Source organism: Novosphingobium sp. NBM11, assembly GCF_015390225.1.
In the GTDB taxonomy this organism is placed as follows: domain Bacteria; phylum Pseudomonadota; class Alphaproteobacteria; order Sphingomonadales; family Sphingomonadaceae; genus Novosphingobium.
Genome location: NZ_VUOG01000001.1, coordinates 1,005,807 through 1,024,171 on the forward strand (window position 1 = coordinate 1,005,807; position 18,365 = coordinate 1,024,171).

18 protein-coding genes and 1 pseudogene are annotated in these 18,365 nt (G+C 66.4%); 1 reads left to right on the forward strand and 18 read right to left on the reverse strand.

From position 1 onward, the window contains the following. Window position 1: 1 nt before the first annotated feature. The 8 genes from ccoS to ccoN are packed head-to-tail and all read right to left on the reverse strand — an operon-like array spanning window position 2 to window position 7,786. The gene (gene ccoS, locus F1640_RS04780) at window positions 2-151 is read right to left on the reverse strand and encodes a cbb3-type cytochrome oxidase assembly protein CcoS (protein WP_124808487.1); all 150 of its coding nucleotides are present in this window, start codon (window positions 149-151) and stop codon (window positions 2-4) included. Beyond that, a complete protein-coding gene (locus F1640_RS04785; protein WP_375336179.1) occupies window positions 148-2,295 on the reverse strand; it encodes a heavy metal translocating P-type ATPase in 2,148 nt (715 codons plus the stop codon). Before F1640_RS04785 ends, ccoS begins: the two co-directional genes overlap by 4 nt. Next, window positions 2,292-2,774, reverse strand: coding sequence for a FixH family protein (locus F1640_RS04790; RefSeq protein ID WP_309229197.1), 483 nt, complete (start codon window positions 2,772-2,774; stop codon window positions 2,292-2,294). The genes F1640_RS04785 and F1640_RS04790 overlap by 4 nt, the downstream gene beginning before the upstream one ends. Beyond that, window positions 2,771-4,243 carry a cytochrome c oxidase accessory protein CcoG gene (gene ccoG / locus F1640_RS04795; protein ID WP_194918012.1) on the reverse strand — a complete coding sequence of 491 codons (1,473 nt, stop codon included), beginning with the start codon at window positions 4,241-4,243 and terminating at the stop codon, window positions 2,771-2,773. The genes F1640_RS04790 and ccoG overlap by 4 nt, the downstream gene beginning before the upstream one ends. Window positions 4,244-4,248: 5 nt before the next feature. Then, window positions 4,249-5,184: a cytochrome-c oxidase, cbb3-type subunit III gene (gene ccoP / locus F1640_RS04800; RefSeq protein WP_124808484.1), complete on the reverse strand. Its 936-nt coding sequence runs from the start codon at window positions 5,182-5,184 to the stop codon at window positions 4,249-4,251. Further along, window positions 5,174-5,350, reverse strand: coding sequence for a cbb3-type cytochrome c oxidase subunit 3 (locus F1640_RS04805; protein ID WP_124808483.1), 177 nt, complete (start codon window positions 5,348-5,350; stop codon window positions 5,174-5,176). The genes ccoP and F1640_RS04805 overlap by 11 nt, the downstream gene beginning before the upstream one ends. Then, entirely contained in the window at window positions 5,347-6,099 is a 753-nt protein-coding gene (gene ccoO, locus F1640_RS04810) for a cytochrome-c oxidase, cbb3-type subunit II (protein ID WP_124808482.1), read from the reverse strand. The genes F1640_RS04805 and ccoO overlap by 4 nt, the downstream gene beginning before the upstream one ends. A 25-nt stretch (window positions 6,100-6,124) precedes the next feature. Continuing rightward, window positions 6,125-7,786, reverse strand: a complete 1,662-nt coding sequence (ccoN, locus tag F1640_RS04815) for a cytochrome-c oxidase, cbb3-type subunit I (RefSeq protein ID WP_124808481.1) — start codon at window positions 7,784-7,786, stop codon at window positions 6,125-6,127. A 236-nt stretch (window positions 7,787-8,022) separates the two neighbouring features. Here ccoN and F1640_RS04820 point away from each other — a divergent pair, with 236 nt between their 5' ends. Next, window positions 8,023-8,706, forward strand: coding sequence for an OmpW family protein (locus F1640_RS04820; protein WP_124808480.1), 684 nt, complete (start codon window positions 8,023-8,025; stop codon window positions 8,704-8,706). Window positions 8,707-8,866: 160 nt separating this feature from the next. Here F1640_RS04820 and F1640_RS04825 read toward each other — a convergent pair whose 3' ends face one another. From F1640_RS04825 to F1640_RS04875, 10 genes and pseudogenes are all read right to left on the reverse strand, one after another. After that, window positions 8,867-9,562 (reverse strand): Crp/Fnr family transcriptional regulator, encoded by a 696-nt coding sequence (locus F1640_RS04825; RefSeq protein ID WP_124808479.1) that lies wholly within the window; start codon window positions 9,560-9,562, stop codon window positions 8,867-8,869. Window positions 9,563-9,925: 363 nt separating this feature from the next. Next, window positions 9,926-10,414 carry a flavin reductase family protein gene (locus F1640_RS04830; protein ID WP_124808478.1) on the reverse strand — a complete coding sequence of 163 codons (489 nt, stop codon included), beginning with the start codon at window positions 10,412-10,414 and terminating at the stop codon, window positions 9,926-9,928. Window positions 10,415-10,450: 36 nt separating this feature from the next. Next, entirely contained in the window at window positions 10,451-10,732 is a 282-nt protein-coding gene (locus tag F1640_RS04835) for a DUF2061 domain-containing protein (RefSeq protein ID WP_124808477.1), read from the reverse strand. A 181-nt stretch (window positions 10,733-10,913) separates the two neighbouring features. Further along, window positions 10,914-11,390 carry a lyase gene (locus F1640_RS04840; protein ID WP_194918015.1) on the reverse strand — a complete coding sequence of 159 codons (477 nt, stop codon included), beginning with the start codon at window positions 11,388-11,390 and terminating at the stop codon, window positions 10,914-10,916. Between the two features lie 85 nt (window positions 11,391-11,475). Beyond that, window positions 11,476-12,401: pseudogene (locus F1640_RS04850) on the reverse strand (CmcJ/NvfI family oxidoreductase). 72 nt (window positions 12,402-12,473) lie between these two features. Then, window positions 12,474-13,676: a glycosyltransferase gene (locus F1640_RS04855; protein ID WP_255530457.1), complete on the reverse strand. Its 1,203-nt coding sequence runs from the start codon at window positions 13,674-13,676 to the stop codon at window positions 12,474-12,476. Between the two features lie 123 nt (window positions 13,677-13,799). Next, window positions 13,800-14,780, reverse strand: coding sequence for a nitronate monooxygenase family protein (locus tag F1640_RS04860; protein WP_194918023.1), 981 nt, complete (start codon window positions 14,778-14,780; stop codon window positions 13,800-13,802). Window positions 14,781-14,802: 22 nt separating this feature from the next. Beyond that, window positions 14,803-15,960 carry an acyl-CoA dehydrogenase family protein gene (locus F1640_RS04865; protein WP_124808473.1) on the reverse strand — a complete coding sequence of 386 codons (1,158 nt, stop codon included), beginning with the start codon at window positions 15,958-15,960 and terminating at the stop codon, window positions 14,803-14,805. A 16-nt stretch (window positions 15,961-15,976) separates the two neighbouring features. After that, window positions 15,977-17,182, reverse strand: a complete 1,206-nt coding sequence (locus F1640_RS04870) for an acyl-CoA dehydrogenase family protein (RefSeq protein WP_125956541.1) — start codon at window positions 17,180-17,182, stop codon at window positions 15,977-15,979. Then, window positions 17,179-18,297, reverse strand: a complete 1,119-nt coding sequence (locus F1640_RS04875) for an acyl-CoA dehydrogenase family protein (protein ID WP_194918025.1) — start codon at window positions 18,295-18,297, stop codon at window positions 17,179-17,181. The genes F1640_RS04870 and F1640_RS04875 overlap by 4 nt, the downstream gene beginning before the upstream one ends. Window positions 18,298-18,365: the final 68 nt, after the last annotated feature.

The following is an 18,365-nucleotide window of genomic DNA, read 5'->3' on the forward strand; positions in this document are numbered from 1 at the left end:
GTCAGCCTTCCTCGTTCTCGTCGATCAGGATGCGCGCAGCCGCGCCATCCAGGTCGTTGAACTGCCCTTTGCGCAGCGCCCAGAAGAACGCCGCCAGGCCGAACAGCCCCATGCCCAGCGCGATCGGGAGAAGAAAAGCGATGCTCGTCATCGGGCCGCTCCCGCCAGTCGCAGCGAATTGCCCACCACGATCAGCGAACTGGTGGACATCGCCACCGCCGCGATCAGCGGCGTCACCACGCCCGCCATCGCCAGCGGCACCGCCAGCACGTTGTAGCCGATGGCCAGCACGAAGTTCTGCCGCACCACCCGCATCGTCGCCCGCGCGGCGCGGACGGCGCGCGGCAGGGCGAGCAGCGAATCCCCGGTGAACACCAGGTCCGCCGCTTGCCGGCCAACGTCGCTGGCGCTGCCCGGCGCGATCGAGGCATTGGCGGCGGCGAGCGCCGGCCCGTCGTTGAGCCCGTCCCCCACCATCAGCACATTTCGCCCCGCCTCCTGCAGCCGCGCGATGGCGTCCTTCTTGTCGGACGGCGAAGCGGCCGCCTGCGCGGTCAGCCCGGTCGCCCGCGCCACTGCGGCCACCGCCGGCAGCGAATCGCCCGACAGGATCGAGGCCTCCACATGCAACGAAGCCAACCCCTGCAACGCGGCTTCAGCGTCCGGACGCAGCCGGTCAGCGAAGGGGATCACGCGGATCACGCCGCTGCCCAGCGTCAGCGCGGTGGCCATGCCCTGCGCCACCTGCGGCCGGCCAAGTGTCACCCGCGTACCGTTCCACAGGCCGGTCACGCCGCGCCCCGGCTCCTCGCGCACATCGTCCAGTTCCGCAGCCCGCACCCCGCGCGCGGAAAGGGCCTGCACCAGTCCCAGCGACAGCGGGTGACGGCTGTGGCTTGCCAGCGCCAGCGCCACTTCCGCCTCGGCGACGGAAAGCGCGCCCAGCGCCGCTTCGTCGGGCACCGGGCGGCCCAGCGTCAGCGTCCCCGTCTTGTCGAGCAACGCGCGGTCTACCGCCGCCAGACGCTCCAGCGCGGAACCGTCCTTGACCAGAATGCCGCGCTTCATCAGCGCGCCCGCCGCCACCACCTGCGCCACCGGCACGGCCAGGCCCAGCGCACAGGGGCACGTGATGATCAGCACCGCGATGGCGATCACCAGCGACTTGTACAGCCCCGCCCCGGCTATCATCCATCCCGCGAACGTCAGCGCCGCCAGCGTATGCACCGCCGGCGCATAGAGCCGCGAGGCGCGATCCGCGATCCGCACGTAACTGGAGCGCGATTGCCCCGCCGCTTCCATCAGCCGCGCGATTTCGGCCAGCGCGGTATCCTGCCCGACCGCGGAAACGCGCACATCCACCGGCGCATCGACATTGAGCGTGCCGGCGTGGACAGCCGTTCCCGGCCCGGCCGCCACCGGTTCGCTTTCACCAGTCAGCAGCGACTGGTCGAACCGGCTATCCCCGCGCAGCACCTCGCCGTCGGCCGCCAGCCGCTCGCCCGAGGCCACGCGCATGAGCATCCCCGGCAGCAGCGCGCCGGCCTCGACCCAGCGCGTCGCGCCATCGGCCTCGATCACCATCGCGCCCGTAGCCGCCTGCCGCAGCAGCGCCTCGACGCCCGCGCGCGCGCGATCGCGCATCATCGCGTCCAGCACACGCCCCGCCAGCAGGAACAGCAGCAGCATCAGCGTGCCGTCGAACCAGGCTTCCTGCCCGTGGGTGACGGTCTCGTAGAGCGAAAGCCCCGTCGCCAGCGTCACACCGATCGAGATCGGCACGTCCATGTTGGTCCGCCCACGCTTCAGCGCGCCGAAGGCGGAGGAAAAGAACGGCCGCCCGGCAAAGACGATCGCGGGCACGCCGATCGCCGCCGAAAGCCAGTGGAAAAGGTCCCGCGTCGTGCCGTCGGCCCCTGACCAGACGCTGACCGACAGCAGCATCACGTTCATGCAGGCGAAGGCGGCCACGGCCAGCGGCGCCAGCAAGGGCTTGACCGCCGAGGGCGCCTCGCGCTCCGCCGCGCGCGGCTGCGCCTCGAACCCCGCCATGGCCAGCGCGGCGACAAGATCCGGCGCTTCCACGCCCGCGCGGTGCGACACATCGACGCTGCGCGCGGTCAGGTTGGCACGCGCCGCGACGACCCCATCCACCTCACCAAAGGCCCGTTCGACCTTGCCCATGCAGCCGGCGCAATGCATCCCCGGAACGGACAGTACGGTGTGCAGCAGATCTTCCGCCGTTGCATTGCGGTGGGCCAGATCGGCTCCGGCCGGCCCCGCGGGCGCGTTCACTGGACTTCCCCGACCGTTCGCCATTCATGGCCCTCCGCCGTCACCGCCAGCCGCAGCCGCCAGCGCCCCGGTTCCAGTGTGGCGGCATACGTGCCAGGCGCGCTTTCACGGAAAGCCAGCTCGGTTTCGGGGCGGCGGCCCAGCGGATGCTCGGCCGTGGCCGTCACTTTCGCGCCCGACAGCGGCTTGCCCGCGCTGTCGCGCAGTTCGGCGATCACGCGGCCGTCCGCAGTGCGCGAAAGCACCGCCTTCCAGCCCAGCGCCCCTTCGACGCGGGCTTCGTCCAGCCAGCGGTTGAAATGCTGGCTGGCGACGTAGGAGTTTTCGACGACCACGCCGCCGAAGGTCGATACCGCGAAACGCGCCATCAACACGTTGACGGCGATCACGACGCCGAAGAACGCGATCATGATCATCGCCATGTGCCGCCCGGTGAACGGGCGCGGCGCATGCTGGCTGTTACGGCTATGCTGGGTCACTGGCCGTTTCCTTCCGCTGTGGTGAATGTCGTGGCGGCGCGGTCCTGCCCGCCCTCGGTATCGGTTGCTTTCACCGTAAAGGCGAAGTCCGCCGGCCTCGCCGCCGCACGGGGCTGCACGGCATAGACGCGCAGGCGCCGCGTCGTGTCCGCTGGCACGTCCAGCGCGAGCAACCGCTTCGCCTCGTCCGCTTCCATCTCGTCGGTGTAGATCGCCCCCCCCGGCAGGCCGTCGAGCGCGAGTTCCATCTTGCGCGGGCGGTCTTCCATGTTGCGCAGCTTGACGGTGAAGCCGTTGCGCACCGAACCGTCGCTCAGCATGACGAATTCGGGGTTGCGATCCTTCGCCACCGAAACATCGAGCCGGCTGCGCTGGCCCAGCATGAACAGCATGGCCACGCCGATCGCGGCCCACACCGCGAAATAGACCAGCGTGCGGGGACGGAAGATCGTCTTCAGGATCGGCGTGGGCTTCTCACCCTTCTCCTCATGCTCGGCGTCTTCCAGCGTGCAGTAGTCGATCAGCCCGCGCGGGCGGCCGACCTTGCTCATCGCCTGGTCGCAGGCATCGATGCACAGCGCGCAGGTGATGCAGCCGATCTGCGGCCCTTCGCGGATGTCGATGCCCGTGGGGCAAACCGCCACGCATTGCAGGCAATCGATGCAATCGCCCAGCGGCACCGGGCTTTTCGCCGCCGCCTTGACCGATCCGCGCGGTTCGCCGCGCCAGTGCTTGTAGGTGACGGTCAGCGACTTTTCATCGAGCATCGCCGTCTGGATGCGCGGCCAGGGGCACATGTAGACGCAGACCTGCTCGCGCATGAAGCCGCCCAGCCAGAAGGTCGTGAACGTCAGCACGCCGGTGGTGGCGTAGGCGACCGGCGCGGCGGTGCCGGTCCAGAATTCGCGCTGAAGCGTGGGCGCATCGGCGAAATAGAAGATCCAGGCGCCGCCGGTCAGGAACGCGATGGTCAGATAGACGCCCCACTTGAACACCCGCCGGGCGATCTTGGAAGCGGTCCACGGTGCGTTCTGCAAACGGATCTGCGCGTTGCGGTCGCCATCGATGAAGCGGTCGACATGCTGGAACAGGTCGGTCCACACCGTCTGCGGGCAGGCATAGCCGCACCACGCGCGGCCGACCGCGCTGGTGACGAGGAACAGGCCGATCCCCGCCATGATCAGCAATCCGGCAACGAAGTAGAACTCGTGGGGCCAGATTTCGATCTGGAACATGTAGAAACGGCGGTGCGCAAGATCCACCAGCACGGCCTGGTCGGGTGCGTAGGGGCCACGGTTCCAGCGGATCCATGGCGTGCCCCAGTACACCGCGAGGCAGAACGCCATCACCACCCACTTGAAGCGGCGGAACGGTCCGTCGGTCTTCCTGGGGAAGACCGACTTGCGCTTGGCGTAAAGACCGAGGTCGTTGGAATGATCGGCGCCGAGGGTGGGATCTTGCGCGTTCATGGCCGTTACTTTGCTTGAGGAGCCGCCGCGGCGGCAGGTGCCGCGACAGCTTGGGGTGCCGGTGCCGGCGTGGCTTCACCGCCGCCCAGCGAGTGGACGTAAGCCGCCAGCATCTTGACGGTGACCGGGTCCAGACGCGCGCCCCAGGCGGGCATCACGCCATAGCGGGCGTTGGTCACGGTTTCGGTCAACGTGGCGCGATCGCCGCCATAGAGCCAGATCGCGTCGCTCAGCTTCGGCGCGCCGACCATGCGGTTGCCCTCGCCATTCGCGCCGTGGCAGACCACGCAGTTCTCGGCGAAGATCTTCGCGCCGCGCTGTGCCGAAGCGCTCGGCTTTTCCTGCCCGCTGATAACGCGGACATGGCTGACCACGTCCTGTACCTGCGCCGCCGTCAGGATGCCGTCGCGCCCAAAGGCCGGCATCTGGCTCATGCGGGTAGCGTCGTCGCCGGGCTGGCGCACGCCGTGCTCCAGCGTCTGGTGGATGGTGGCGATATCGCCGCCCCACAGCCAGTCATCGTCGTTGAGGTTCGGGTAGCCCTTGGCCCCCGCCGCGCCAGCGCCGTGGCACTGCACGCAGTTGACCTTGAACGCGGCGCGGCCGCCCTCGATCGCCGCGCGCAGCAACTTGGGATCGGCCCCGAGCTGCTCCACGGACGTTGCCGCGATCGCGGCCCGAAGACCCGCCCGGCTGGCGTCAGCGGCCTTCATCTCGGTCGCCAGCGCGCCCCGGCTGGTCCAGCCGAAGGTGCCCGCCGTGGCCGACTTCACCATCGGGATCGCGGGATAGACCACGCAATAGCCGATCGCGAAGACGATGCAGGCGTAGAACGTCCACAGCCACCAGCGCGGCAACGGGTTGTTCAGTTCCTCGATGCCGTCCCACTCGTGGCCGACGGTTTCGACGCCCGTGGCGTCGTCGATCCGCTTATTCGCCATCGTTCTCATCCTTGAAGATCGAGGTGGCCGCTTCGTCGCTGAGCTGGCGCGCGCCGGGCCGCAGGAACGGCCACAGGCACAGAACCAGGAACACGAAGGTCATCACCAGAAGCCCCCAGCTGTCGGCCAGGTGGCGCAGCAGGTCGTAGGTGGAGTGCGCGCTCATCGGCCCTTCTCCTTGGCGAGCTGCTCCTGCGCCGCCGGCGCGTTGACATCGACCAGCGTGCCCAGAACCTGGAGATACGCGACCAGCGCATCCATTTCGGTCAGACGCTTGGGATCGCCGTCGAAGTCACGCACTTGCGCCTTGGGGTAACGCTTCTTGAAGTCGGCCACGTCGGCCTGCGGATCGGCCTGCGCTTTCAGGTCGTCGTTGGCCTTGGCGATGTCGTCCTTGGTGTAGGGGACGCCGACCTGGTACAGCGTCTGCAGCGATGCCGTCATATCGCCCGCGTCGAGATCGTGCTCGGCAAGGTGCGCGTAAGTCGGCATGATCGATTCCGGCACGACCGCGCGCGGATCTTTCAGGTGCTGGACGTGCCATTCGTCGGAATAGCGGCCGCCCACGCGGGCAAGATCAGGCCCGGTGCGCTTCGAGCCCCACTGGAACGGATGGTCGTACATCGATTCCGCGGCCAGGCTGTAGTGGCCATAGCGTTCGACCTCGTCGCGGAATGGACGGATCATCTGGCTGTGGCAAACGTAGCAGCCTTCGCGGACGTAGATGTCGCGCCCGGCCTGTTCCAGCGGGGTGTAGGGCCGCATGCCCTCCACCTTCTCGATCGTGTTGTCGATCCAGAACAGCGGCGCGATTTCCACGATGCCGCCCACCGTCACCGCCGCGAAGGCACAGATGCCCAGCAGGGTGATGTTGCGTTCCAGCTTCTTGTGACGCTCCATGATGGAGAGTGCCATTGTCTTTTCTCCTTCTCCGGGCGTGTCAGGCGTGCGCCGGGGCGCCGGCGAGCGGCACGTCCCTGGCGGCGTCGTAGGGCGTCTCGGTCATCGGCTTCTCGTCGCGCAGCGTGTGGCCAAGGATCGTGCGGGTGATGTTCACCGCCATGATCGTCGCCCCGCTGAGGTAGAGCAGCCCACCGAAGGCGCGCAGCGCGTACATCGGGTGCAGCGCGGCAACGGTTTCGGCGAAGGAGTTCACCAGGTAGCCGTCCGGCCCGTATTCGCGCCACATCAGGCCCTGGGTGATGCCGGCCACCCACATCGAGGCGGCGTAGAACACGATACCCGTGGTCGCGAGCCAGAAGTGCCAGTTGACCATGCGCAGGCTGTAGAGCCGTTCGCGGTTCCACAGGCGCGGCGTGAGGTAATAGAGCGTGCCGAAGGTGACCATCCCGTTCCAGCCCAGCGCACCGGAATGGACGTGGCCGATGGTCCAGTCGGTGTAGTGCGACAGGCTGTTGACCGCCTTGACGCTCATCATCGGGCCTTCGAACGTGCTCATGCCGTAGAAGGCCAGGCTCATCACGAACATGCGGATGATCGGATCGGTGCGGATCTTGTCCCAGGCGCCGTTCAGCGTCATCAGGCCGTTGATCATGCCGCCCCAGCTGGGCATCCACAGCATGACCGAGAAGACCATGCCCAGCGTCTGCGCCCAATCGGGCAGCGCGGTGTAGTGCAGATGGTGCGGACCCGCCCAGATATAGAGGAAGATCAGCGCCCAGAAGTGGATGATCGACAGGCGATAGCTGTAGATCGGGCGTTCGGCCTGCTTGGGCACGAAGTAGTACATCATCGCCAGGAAGCCGGCGGTCAGGAAGAAGCCCACCGCGTTATGGCCGTACCACCACTGCACCAGCGCGCCCTGCACGCCGGCGAACACCGGATAGCTCTTCGACCCGAAGATCGAGACCGGCAGGTTCAGGTTGTTGACGATGTGCAGCATCGCCACGGTCAGGATGAACGAGAGGTAGAACCAGTTGGCCACGTAGATGTGCGGCTCGGTCCGCTTGACGATCGTGCCGACGAAGACCGCGAGGTAAGCCACCCACACGATCGTCAGCCACAGGTCGACGTACCATTCCGGCTCGGCGTATTCCTTCCCCTGGGTGATGCCAAGCAGATAGCCGGTGGCGGCCAGCACGATGAACAGCTGGTAGCCCCAGAAGACGAAACGGGCGAGGCCGGGGAAGGCCAGCCTCGCCCGGCAAGTGCGCTGGACCACGTAGTATGACGTGGCGATCAGAGCATTGCCTCCGAAAGCGAAGATGACCGCGGAAGTGTGCAGCGGGCGCAGGCGACCGAAGTTGATCCATTCCAGGCCGAGGTTGAGCTGCGGCCAGGTCAGTTCGAGCGCGATGTAAAGCCCGGCGAGGAACCCCGCCATGCCCCAGAACACCGTCGCGATCACGCCCCAGCGGATGGGGTCGTCATCGTACCGGCCCTGATCGGGCATCTTGAGGATGCCGCGCGCGATCGAATCCACGTCGGCCTGACGCAGCGTGACGATCATGCCGATCAGCGCGGCAAGCGCACAGATTGCCATGTGAATGGCGAAGCCGCCGTCCTTGGCGAGCGCGCTCGCCACGACAGCAAGGAGAAGCACAGCGAACCATATGCCGCTGCGCGTTACTAGCGAAACCATGGAGCCTTCCCTTCCATGCAAGATGTGAGAAGGCGCGTGCAACGTATGGCGCGCTACAACATTGATGCAGGACAAATTGCCCGGATTTGCGCATCATACCTTGGTCTTGCGCGGTTCCTGCCGATTTTTGCGCTCCGTCAATGTCGGTGATTCGCAACCGGTGCATCAGGCTCCCACGCCACGGTTCGGATTTCGGCCTGCGAGGGGCAGGCAACCGCGGCACAGGACTGCAAGGTATGAAGAAGGTACTCGCGGCCGCGCTGTGCGCCGCCATGCTCACCCCGCTGGCCGCCACCCCCGCCATGGCCGGCTCGCCGGACGGCAAGCTCCAGGTCAAGCTGCTTGGCACAGGCGTACTGCCCGACGGCAAGATCACCAAGGTAGAGCTGGACCCGCTCGGGCTCACCACCGGTGCCAACACCAAGGCCAACGACAACGTCGTGCCGACGCTCGCGGTCGAGTATTTCTTCTCGCCCAACGTCTCGGTCGAAACGATCTGCTGCTTCACCCAGCACCACGTCAGCGGCACCGGCACGCTTGCCGCCGCGACCGATATCGTCGGCCATGTGCTGATCCTGCCGGCCACGCTCACGGCGAAGTATCACCTGCCGCTGCCCGGCGGCATCAAGCCCTATGTAGGCGTCGGTCCCTCGGTGTTCTTCTACATCGACGAGAAGCCGGGCGCGAGCATCGTACCGCTGGGCGTGACCAAGGTGAACATGTCGAACAAGCTGGGCGTCGCGCTCCAGGCCGGTGTGGACATCCCGGTCAACAAGAACGGGCTCGGCGTCAGCCTCGATGCCAAGAAGTACTTCATGGACACCACCGCGCATTTCTATGCCGGGTCCACCGAAGTGTTGCGGACCAAGCACTCGCTTGATCCCTGGGTGATCAGCGCGGGGCTGAGCTACCGCTTCTGATCCAGGGCTTCCCGTCCGGCCGCTGCCCCGCAACCCACGCGCGGGGCAGACCGGAAGGGCGGCGGGCGGGTCGAACAGGGGTTCTGGGATCGCCTCGGTTCGGCCCGCTCGTCACTTCCGAAATACGCCGCTGGGCAGCGCGCGCCATGCGGCGAACCGATTATCCCGCGAGCGCGAGCAATGCTCCGCGATTGACGATCTCCACCTCGCGCCGCGATGGTAGTTCGATCACGCCATCGTTCTTGAGCTTGGTGAACTGACGGCTCACCGTCTCGATCGTCAGCCCCAGCACATCGGCCACCTGCTGGCGCGAAAACGGCAGGCTGAAGCGCCTGGCCGGGCCGAAGCTCGGCTGGCAGCCCGTTTCGGCGAGCCGCTCCGACATTTCCAGCAGGAACGTCGCGATCTTTTCGGGTGCGGTCTTGCGCCCCAGCAGCATCATCCAGGACCGCGTGCGGTCCAGTTCGGACAGCGTGCGCTCCAGCAGCTTGTGCTCCAGTTCGGGATGCTCGCGCGCGAAGCGGTCGAAATCGTTGCGCGCGAATACGCAGACGCGGGCGTCCGTCAGCGCGACGACGCTGGCCCGACTGGTCTGGCCGAATGGGCGGCCGATGAAATCGGACGGATAAGCCACGCCTACGATCTGCTCGCGCCCGTCCTCTGTGCTGGTGACCAGCTTGAGAACGCCATCGATGACGTTGGCGACAAGGAGGGAATCGTCATCCTCCCAGATCAGCGGCTCCCCCGCCGACACGGAACGACGCCGCCCCATCGAATTAAGAGCGGTGATTTCCTTATTGTCCAGCCCCGAGCAGATGGCCCGATTGCGGACGACGCAGGTTTCACACGAAGACATGACGGCCCGCCTATCATCTTCCCCAACCACGACAATCACACTTGCGTCGTATTTGACGGTTGCGCAACCCCCTGATTGCTAAGGGAGACCGCGCTTGGGCGAATACCCGTCGTTCTATTTTCGGATACGCGAACCAGTCAGTTCCGGGCCACAAAAAAGAAGGGCGGCCTCACGACCGCCCGAGTTGGGGAGAAATCACGGAAGGAAACCCCAACGGGTGGCGTTGCTGCTTCCTTTCGACGCCCAAGGAATGCCCCCGATCGATTCTCCCCACCTTGACGCAAGTCAAAAACGGGCGCGCATCTGCAAAAAATATCAGGCGTTGGAAATTTTTCCGGCCGGCCCGCTCCCTTCGCGTGCCGGTCAGCTGTCCTGAAGGCAGACGAGATCGTGGTACTGGCCACGGAAGAACAGCAGAGGAGTGCCCTGTTCGCGGCGCTCCATCGCCTCGACCGCGCCCACCACCAGCCAGTGATCGCCGATATCCTCGACTCGCTCCACCGCACAGTCGATCCACGCGATCGCATCGTCCAGCAGCGGCTGGCCCGACGGCGTGTGGCCGTGCGCGAGTTCGGCGAACTTGTCGTCCGCCTTTGAAGCGAAGCGGCGACAGAGGTCGAGTTGGTCTGCGCCCAGCACGTTCACGCAAAAGCGACCGATAGCCGCGATCTTCGGCCAGGTTCCCGATCGCTTGTCGGGGAAGAAGCCCACCAGTGGCGGATCGAGCGAGATCGACGTGAACGAGCCGACCACCAGCCCGCTGCGATGACCGTCCGCGTCAACGGCGGTAATCACGCAGACACCGGTAGGATAGGTGCCGAGAACGTCGCGGAAATGGCGGGGATCGATCATTGGCTCTCGTTGTCCGCAATGGCGCGCAAGGTCAAGTCAGGTCGCGTCGGCGCCGCTGACGATACCGGCCAGAACATCGCCCTCCTCGGCCTCCGGTTCGCGCTTGGCGCCCCAGTTGACCGAAGCCCACGCGCGTTCGTGGAAATAGTAGAGGAGGATCTTGGTGATAATCTCGGTGCTGGCGATGGCGCCGGCGGCCTTGGCGTTGCTGGTGAAGAACCAGCTCAGCAGGAAGGTATCGATGCTGCCGAGCGCGCGCCAGCTGATGCCCTTGATGAGTGAGCGCGAGTGTGTCTCGTGGCCCCTGAACAGTATCATGCCATCTCCCGGGTGGCGGGTGTGCGACACCGGCCCCTAGCCGCGCCGCCGCGGGGTGAATAGCGCGAAATCGTTCGTCACGGGATAGCCGGGCTTTAGAGTCCCCGGCCCTAAAGAGAGAATCCTAGGGCGCGTGGACAAATCGAATGACAGATTGCGCCAGTTGCGGACTTAACAGCACCTAGGTCGCCGACGAGCCCCTCTCGCAAGCTGACAACGCGTCACGAGCAAGCTTGTCTAGCCATTCGTTGTCGGATGGCTCAGTCCAGGGCAGAAGCGCATCTGCCAACGCCGGATCCGCGATCAGTTCGGCGGCCTCGAAGACGGCCATGCACGCCCGCTCGTTAGACAGCGCTTCTAAAGCGAATGGGATTGCCAGAACCGGGTCTCGCCTTGCCAAACCCAGCAGCGCCTCCGCTCTTACCACATCGTTTTCGTCGCGAAGAGCCGCAAGCAGCGCATCCCGGATCACGGGCGTGTCCACTTCCTCCGATGCAAGGAGCATCGTAGCCCAATCCCGGTTCAAAAGGTCCCGATCCTGCGTCAGCGAGATAAGCCGCCCCAGATTGGCATCAGCAAAGGCGGAGCCTGACAGCGGTACTTCCTCAGCGATTATTGCTTTCAGGAAATCGGAAGCAGGTTCGTAGCGCTCGTTCATAGAACTCGGCATAACACCGCAGGCGCACCGCAGCTAACCAACCCTTCTCGGTCGCCCCAATTGCTCCTGAATTTATCCAAGCCGCCTAGGCCCGGTCAAAATAGGCCACGCAGCGCACCTCGATGCTGGAGCGGGTCTTCGCATCGGGCAGGCTGGTATCGTGGAAGGCGGTGTGCGGGCAGCGCCAGGTCACGGAATGGTCGCTGTCCTGGAACTTGAACAGCAGCACGTCATCGGCTGCCATGTTGGAGAAATACCACCAGCGATGGCGCGGCCGGTAGCGGAAGATCGTGGCTGCGATCATGTCCTCCTCGCCCTCCACCGGCGCGGTCAGCGCATCGCCGGTCGGGAATTCATCGACCACGAACAGCGTGTTGGAGGCGGTTTCCTCGTCGCGCACCGTGCGCCCGTCGCATACCGCCAGCGGCCAGTCCTGCGGCCCGGCGAAAACGTGCGCCATAGCGAGAAGCAGATGTAGCGGGCATATGGCGGCGCATCGGGGAACGCTTGGCCGTGAATCCGCGCCGCCGCGCGACGGCCGGTAATCTCGTTGTAGTCGACATGCGCTTCGCCCGCCGGGGGCTGGATGCCGCCGGCGTGCTGGTAATTCTCGACCTTCTCCTTCGCCCGCGCGCTGAGATCGGCCGATGTGCGGATCATCCACCCTTGCGCCGCCACGCGGTCTGCCCCGCACATCCGCGCGACAAGCTTCTCCACCTCGCGCAGGTAGCCCGCGTCCACCGCCGCCCTGTCGTGGAAATCGGCGATGGCGGAGCGATGCCGGCCGATCATGAAACCGTGACGGTCCAGCGTGAAGTGATCGCGGATCGGCATCCCGTCGCGCACCACCATCGCGTGATCCACATAGTCACCGGTGTTAATCTCCGCGCCCCGGCTCACGTAGCGGCGCGTGACGTAGTCGCCCTCGGCCAGATAACGGATGAGCGCAGGCGCCGCGCGAGCACCGGCTTCGATCGCATCGGCCTCGATCGGCTCCACCGTGCTACCCATCGTCCGGCTCTTCCCTTCCCATATATTGTTAGCTGACCGAATTACACGTATGTGTAATTCCTGTCCAGGAATTTACGCGCCTTTGCGCATACCCTGGCCCCGGGCCACGAGCGCCGCAAATTCCCGCTCCAGGGCATCCGTGTTGTGGCGCAGATCGTGTTTCGTTGCCGCCAGCTGGCGCGCACGGCCTGAAAAATGCCCGTGGAAGCCGGGATCGTCGAAAAGCGCGACAATCTTCTCGATGATCTGCTCCAGAAACCGGTCGCTGGGCAGCTCAGTGAAAGGCGGCTGGTAACAAGCCTCCGGGAACGCGATGCGCAAGCCGCCTTCGCCCAGCATTTCCGGCGGCCCGCCTCGGTTGCTGACGATCGCCGGAATGCCGTTGAGCATGGCTTCCACGATCACCCGGCCCGCGCTTTCCCACCACAGCGTGGGCATCAGCAGGCAGCGCGCGCGGCCATAGACGGGCCGCATGTCCGCCGTGTTCGGGGTGACCACCACGTTCGACAGACTGTCGCGCGGCTCGCCGAACGCGGCTGTCACCATCTGGACGATGTCTTCCCATTTGCCCCGCGACTCCACCACCTCGAAGACGATGTCCGGCCGGCGGCGTTCCAGCAGCATGGCCATGCGGCAGACAACCGCGGCCCCTTTATCCAGGGTGGGGTTGACGAACAGGACCCGCTCCGGCCGGGGCGCCGGCGCGACGACGGCAGCGGGATCGATGAACACGCCCACCGAGTGCGCCTCGTAGCCTTCGCGCTCGCGGTAGAGCGCGGCGTTGGCCTCGCTGACGGTCAGCAGCAGATCGACATCCCGACACCAGCGCGTGCCGTAGTATTGCGCATTGCCGAGATAGGCGGCCACGCCCGCGCCGGCACGGTGCGCGTCGATCGCGGTCAGCATCTCCAGCGTCTGGCCGCCATAGAAGAACACGATGTCCGGCCCGAACGCGTCCAGACGGCCCAGCAGCGCCTCGTGCCAGTCGCCTTCCTCGCGCGATGTCAGCAGCGGGCGCGCGGTCTCCCCGGTCACGTAGAGCCGATGCCGGAGCGGGCCGTCGTCCACGTTCACCCACTGCCCCGCCCGTGCGCGCACCTCGTCCCAGGAATCGGCGATGCGCGAGACGCCCGCCGGGTGATCGAAAACGGTGGCCCCCAGAATATCGACTTCGTGCCCCCGATGGACGAGTTGCATCATCATTTCGCGGATCGCGATCGCCGCGCCGCTCGACGTATCGAGCAGGCTGAACACGCTGGCCCAGAGGATCTTCATCTTCGGCACCGGCATTTCCGACAAAGGCCCGCTCCCCCGTGGCCGCTCCGTGGTTGCGGTGCGGCATCAGGGCGGGGTTATAGCGGACAACAAGCCGCGCGTCAGTGCCGCAAGCGCCGCGCTTCAGACGAGGAAGCGATCGAGCCTTTGCCGAACGATGTCTTCAGCATCGGCAATGATGCGCGCGATCAGTTCCTGGCAGGTCGGCACATCGTGGATCAGGCCCTGGACCATGCCGGCCCAGAACACACCCTTGGTCAGGTCGCCGGTCTGGAGAAGCTCCTTGCCGGCCACGCCCGAGACGAGTTCGCGCACGTCCTCGAACACCGCATCGGGCTGCGACAGGCGCCGCACCACTTCTTCCGATACGGCGCTGCGCCCCACCCGCGCGGTGTTCTTGAAGTTGCGGAAGATCAGGAAGCTGCCGCGTTCGTCGTTGTCGATATAGGCCTGCTTCACGTTGTCGTGGATCGGCGCTTCCTGCGTCGCGCAGAACCGCGTGCCCATGTTGATCCCTTCCGCGCCCAGGCTCAGCGCCGCGACCAGCCCGCGCCCGTCGCCGAAGCCGCCCGAGGCCAGCAGCGGGATCTTCACCTTGTCCGCCGCCGCCGGGATCAGGATCAGGCCGGGAATGTCGTCCTCGCCGGGGTGGCCGGCGCATTCGAAGCCGTCGATCGAGACGATGTCGCACCCCGCCTTCTCCGCCGAAAGCGCGTGGCGCACCGCCGTGCACTTGTGCAGGATCGTCACGCCGTGCGGCTTGAGCATTTCCCAGATCTCGCGCACCGCCTGCGTGCCCGCCGTTTCCACGATCTTCACGCCGCCATCGATGATCGCCTGCGCATAGGCCTTGTAGTCGGGCGAATTGACCGTCGGGAAGATCGTCATATTCACGCCGAACGGCTTGTCCGTCATCGCCCGGGTCCGCTCGATCTCCTCGCGCAGCTTGTCCGGCGTCGGCTGGGTCAGCGCAGTGATGATGCCAAGCCCGCCCGCGTTCGAGACCGCGCTCGCCAGTTCGGCATAGCCCACGTTCATCATCCCGCCCTGCACGATCGGATGCTCGATCCCCAGCATCTCGGTAATGCGCGTCTTGAAAGCCATTGTTCGTCCTCTCCCGTGTTCGTCAGTAGCTGCGCGGCAGCCCGAGCACATGCTCGGCAAGATAGCTGAGGATCAGGTTGGTGCTGATCGGCGCCACGGTATAGAGCCGCGCCTCGCGGAACTTGCGTTCGACGTCGTATTCCTCGGCAAAGCCGAAGCCGCCGAAGGTCTGCACGCACATGTCGGCGGCGGCCCAGCTTGCCTCGCTTGCCAGCAGCTTGGCCATGTTCGCCTCCGCGCCTGGATTGCCGCCGCTGTCATAGACCTGCGCCGCATGGTGGACCATCAGCTCGGCCGCGCGCATCTGCGCATAGGCGCGGGCGATCGGGAACTGGATGCCCTGGTTCTGCCCGATCGCGCGGCCGAACACCTTGCGCTCCCGGGCGTAGTCGCTGGCGCGCGCGATGAACCACTTGGCATCGCCAACGCATTCCGAGGCGATCAGGATGCGTTCGGCGTTCATCCCCGAAAGGATGTAGCGGAAGCCCTGCCCCTCCTCTCCGATCAGAGCGGAAGCCGGGATGCGCAGGTCGTCGAAGAACACTTCGGTCGTCGAATGGTTCATCATCGTGCGGATCGGCTTGATCGTCATGCCCTTCCCCACCGCTTCGCGCATATCGACCAGGAAGATCGAAAGCCCTTCGGTCCGCTTGGCCACCGCATCGCGCGGCGTGGTCCGTGCCAGCAGCAGCATGAGGTCCGAATATTCGGCGCGGCTGGTCCAGATCTTCTGGCCGTTGACCACGTAGTGATCGCCATCCCGCACGGCCACCGTGCGCAGCGAAAGCGTGTCCGTCCCACTGGTCGGCTCCGAGACGCCGAACGCCTGCAACCGCAATTCCCCGCTGGCGATGCCGGGCAGGTAGCGCTGCTTCTGTTCCGCGCTGCCGTAGCGCAGCAGCGTGTTCATGATGTACATCTGCGCGTGGGCGGAAGCCCCGTTGCAGCCCGATGCCTGGATTTCCTCCATGATCACCGCCGCCGCATCGAGCTTCAGGCCCGAACCGCCGTATTCCGGCGGGATCAGCGCCGCCAAGAACCCGGACCGCGTCAGCGCGTCCACGAACTCCGCCGGATAGGCGCGGTCGCGGTCCTTGTCCCGCCAGTATTCGCCGGGAAAATCCGCGCACAGCGCCTGCACCGCGCGGCGGATTTCCGCCATGTCCTCGTTTTCGGTCATGCCTGCGCCATCGTCCTTACGCGGGGATCTGGTTGAACGGCACGCCCTTGTCCGGGCGATGGTCCTGCGGCAGGCCCAAGATGCGTTCGGCGATGGTGTTCAGCAGCATCTCGTCCGCGCCGCCGGCGATCCGCCCGGTGGGGGCGTTGAGCCAGCTCGCCGTCCAGTTCTCCTTCTGCGAGGCATGCGGATCGAACGCGAGGCCGGCGTTGCCCTGCAGATCGATCGCCAGTTCCGACAGCTTCTGCCGGCTGCGCACCGCCACCAGCTTGTTCAGCGAGCCTTCCGGCCCCGGCTCCATCCCCGCCTGCATCATCAGCATGGCGCGCGTGGTGATCGATTCCAGCCCCGCGCGCATCGCGTGGTTGCGCGCGATCTGCGACCGGATGCGGCCGTCCGCGATCGCCGGGCGGCCGTTGACTTCCACGTCCCGCGCCAGATCCACGAACAGGTCGAGATGCGGGCCGAAGCCGCCGCTGTCGGTCGCCACGTAGCGCTCGATCATCAGCGTCGCCATCGCCACCGCGAAGCCGCCGCCCACCGGGCTCATCCGCTGGCTATCCTCCAGCCGCACGTCGTCGAAGAACACCTCGTTGACGTGGCTGTCCCCGCCCGCCAGCTTGATCGGACGAACATCGACGCCGGGCGCCTTCATGTCCACCCAGTAGTAGGTCAGCCCCTTGTGCTTGGGCACCGTGGGATCGGTCCGCGCCACGATCACGCCATAGTCGCAATACTGCGCCCAGCTGGTCCACACCTTCTGCCCGTTGAGCTTCCAGCCGTTGCCGTCCACCTCGGCGCGGGTGCGCAGGCCAGCCAGGTCCGATCCGCCGGCCGGCTCGGAGAACAGCTGGCACCAGATCTCCTCGCCGCGCAGCGCCTTGAGCACCCGTTCCTTGACGAAGGCCTTGTCCTCGCAGAAGCGCATCAGGATCGGCACCGGCATCCCCAGCGAAATGCCGAAATAGGCCGTGGGCATCCCGAAGCCCATCTCCTCGGTATCGAAGATCACTTTCTCGATGTGGGTCAGACCCTGCCCGCCCATCTCCGTGGGCCAGTTGATCCCGGCAAAGCCCGCGTCGAACCGCGCCGCCAGATAGCGCCGGCCCAGCGCCAGATCCTGCTCCACGTCCAGCCCGCGCCGGGCCTCGCGCCCGAACTCGCCCGCCACCGATTGCAGCCACGTGCGGGCGCGGGCGCGGAAGGCTTCGTAATCGCTCATGCCACTTCTCCCGTCAGGTGATCGACCAGCAGGTCTTCCCAGAACAGCAGGTTGCCCTGCTCGATCGCCAGGCTGCGCGCGCGGCGCATGTGCAGGTGCAGCCCCTGCTCCCAGGTCACGCCGATCCCGCCGTGGATCTGCACGCAATCGCGCGCGGCGGTGTCATAGGCCTCGGTCGCGGAAATCCGCGCGTCCGCCGCCGCGATCAGGAAGTTGGCTGTCCCATTGGACGTCCCGTCAGCAGCATCCGCCAGCGCCGCCGCATGGATGCAGTTGGCCCTCGCGATCTCGACCAGCCCGTACAGCTCGGCGATGCGGTGCTTGACCGACTGGAACGCGCCGATCGGCTGGCCGAAGGCCTTGCGCGTCACGGCATAATCGCGCGCGATCGTCAGCAGCGTTTCGGCCCCGCCGGTCTGTTCGTGCGCCGTCACCACCGCCATCCGCGCCAGCACGTCGAGCGCGAGCGCGCGGGCCGCCTCGCCCCGCGCCAGCAGCGTGGCCGGCGCTTCGGCAAAGGCGAGGTCGGCATAGAGGCGGCTGTTGTCGAAGCCATCCACCGGGTTGCGCGTGGCACCTGAGAGTTCGACGAGCACCAGCGCCGGCTCACCCTCGTTCATGGCCCAGACCACCGCGATGTCCGCGGCAAGCCCGGCCACCACACCTTCCTTGACGCCCGTCAGCCGACCGGCCGCGAAGACCGTGGTCGGCCGCGGCGGCAACGGCGCATTGCCTTCCGCGAAGGCCACCGTCGCCGTCGCCTCGCCACTCGCCAGCCGGGGGAGCCATGCCGCCTGCACCTCGGCCGATCCAGCCTCGGCCAGCACCCGCGCCGCACCATAGCCCACCGTCAGGAACGGCGCGCCCGCGATTACCCCGCCCGCCGCCTGCGCCACCAGCCCCAGTTCGATCAGGCCCAGACCAAGCCCGCCATGCTCCTCCGCGATCGCCAGCGCCGTCCAGCCCTGTTCCACCGCCGTATCCCGGAACACCGCGTCGCAAGCGCCCACCTGCTCCAGCAAGCCCAGCAAGCGCCCCTTGTCCGACCGCGCCTCCAGCACGCGCCGGCACTCCGTCGCAATCGCCTGCTGTCCCTCGTCAAGAAGGATCGACATTTCACGCACCCCTTTTCCCGCGGCGTTCGGCCAAGATCCAGCGCGCGCCGCCACCCTCTTTTAATCGA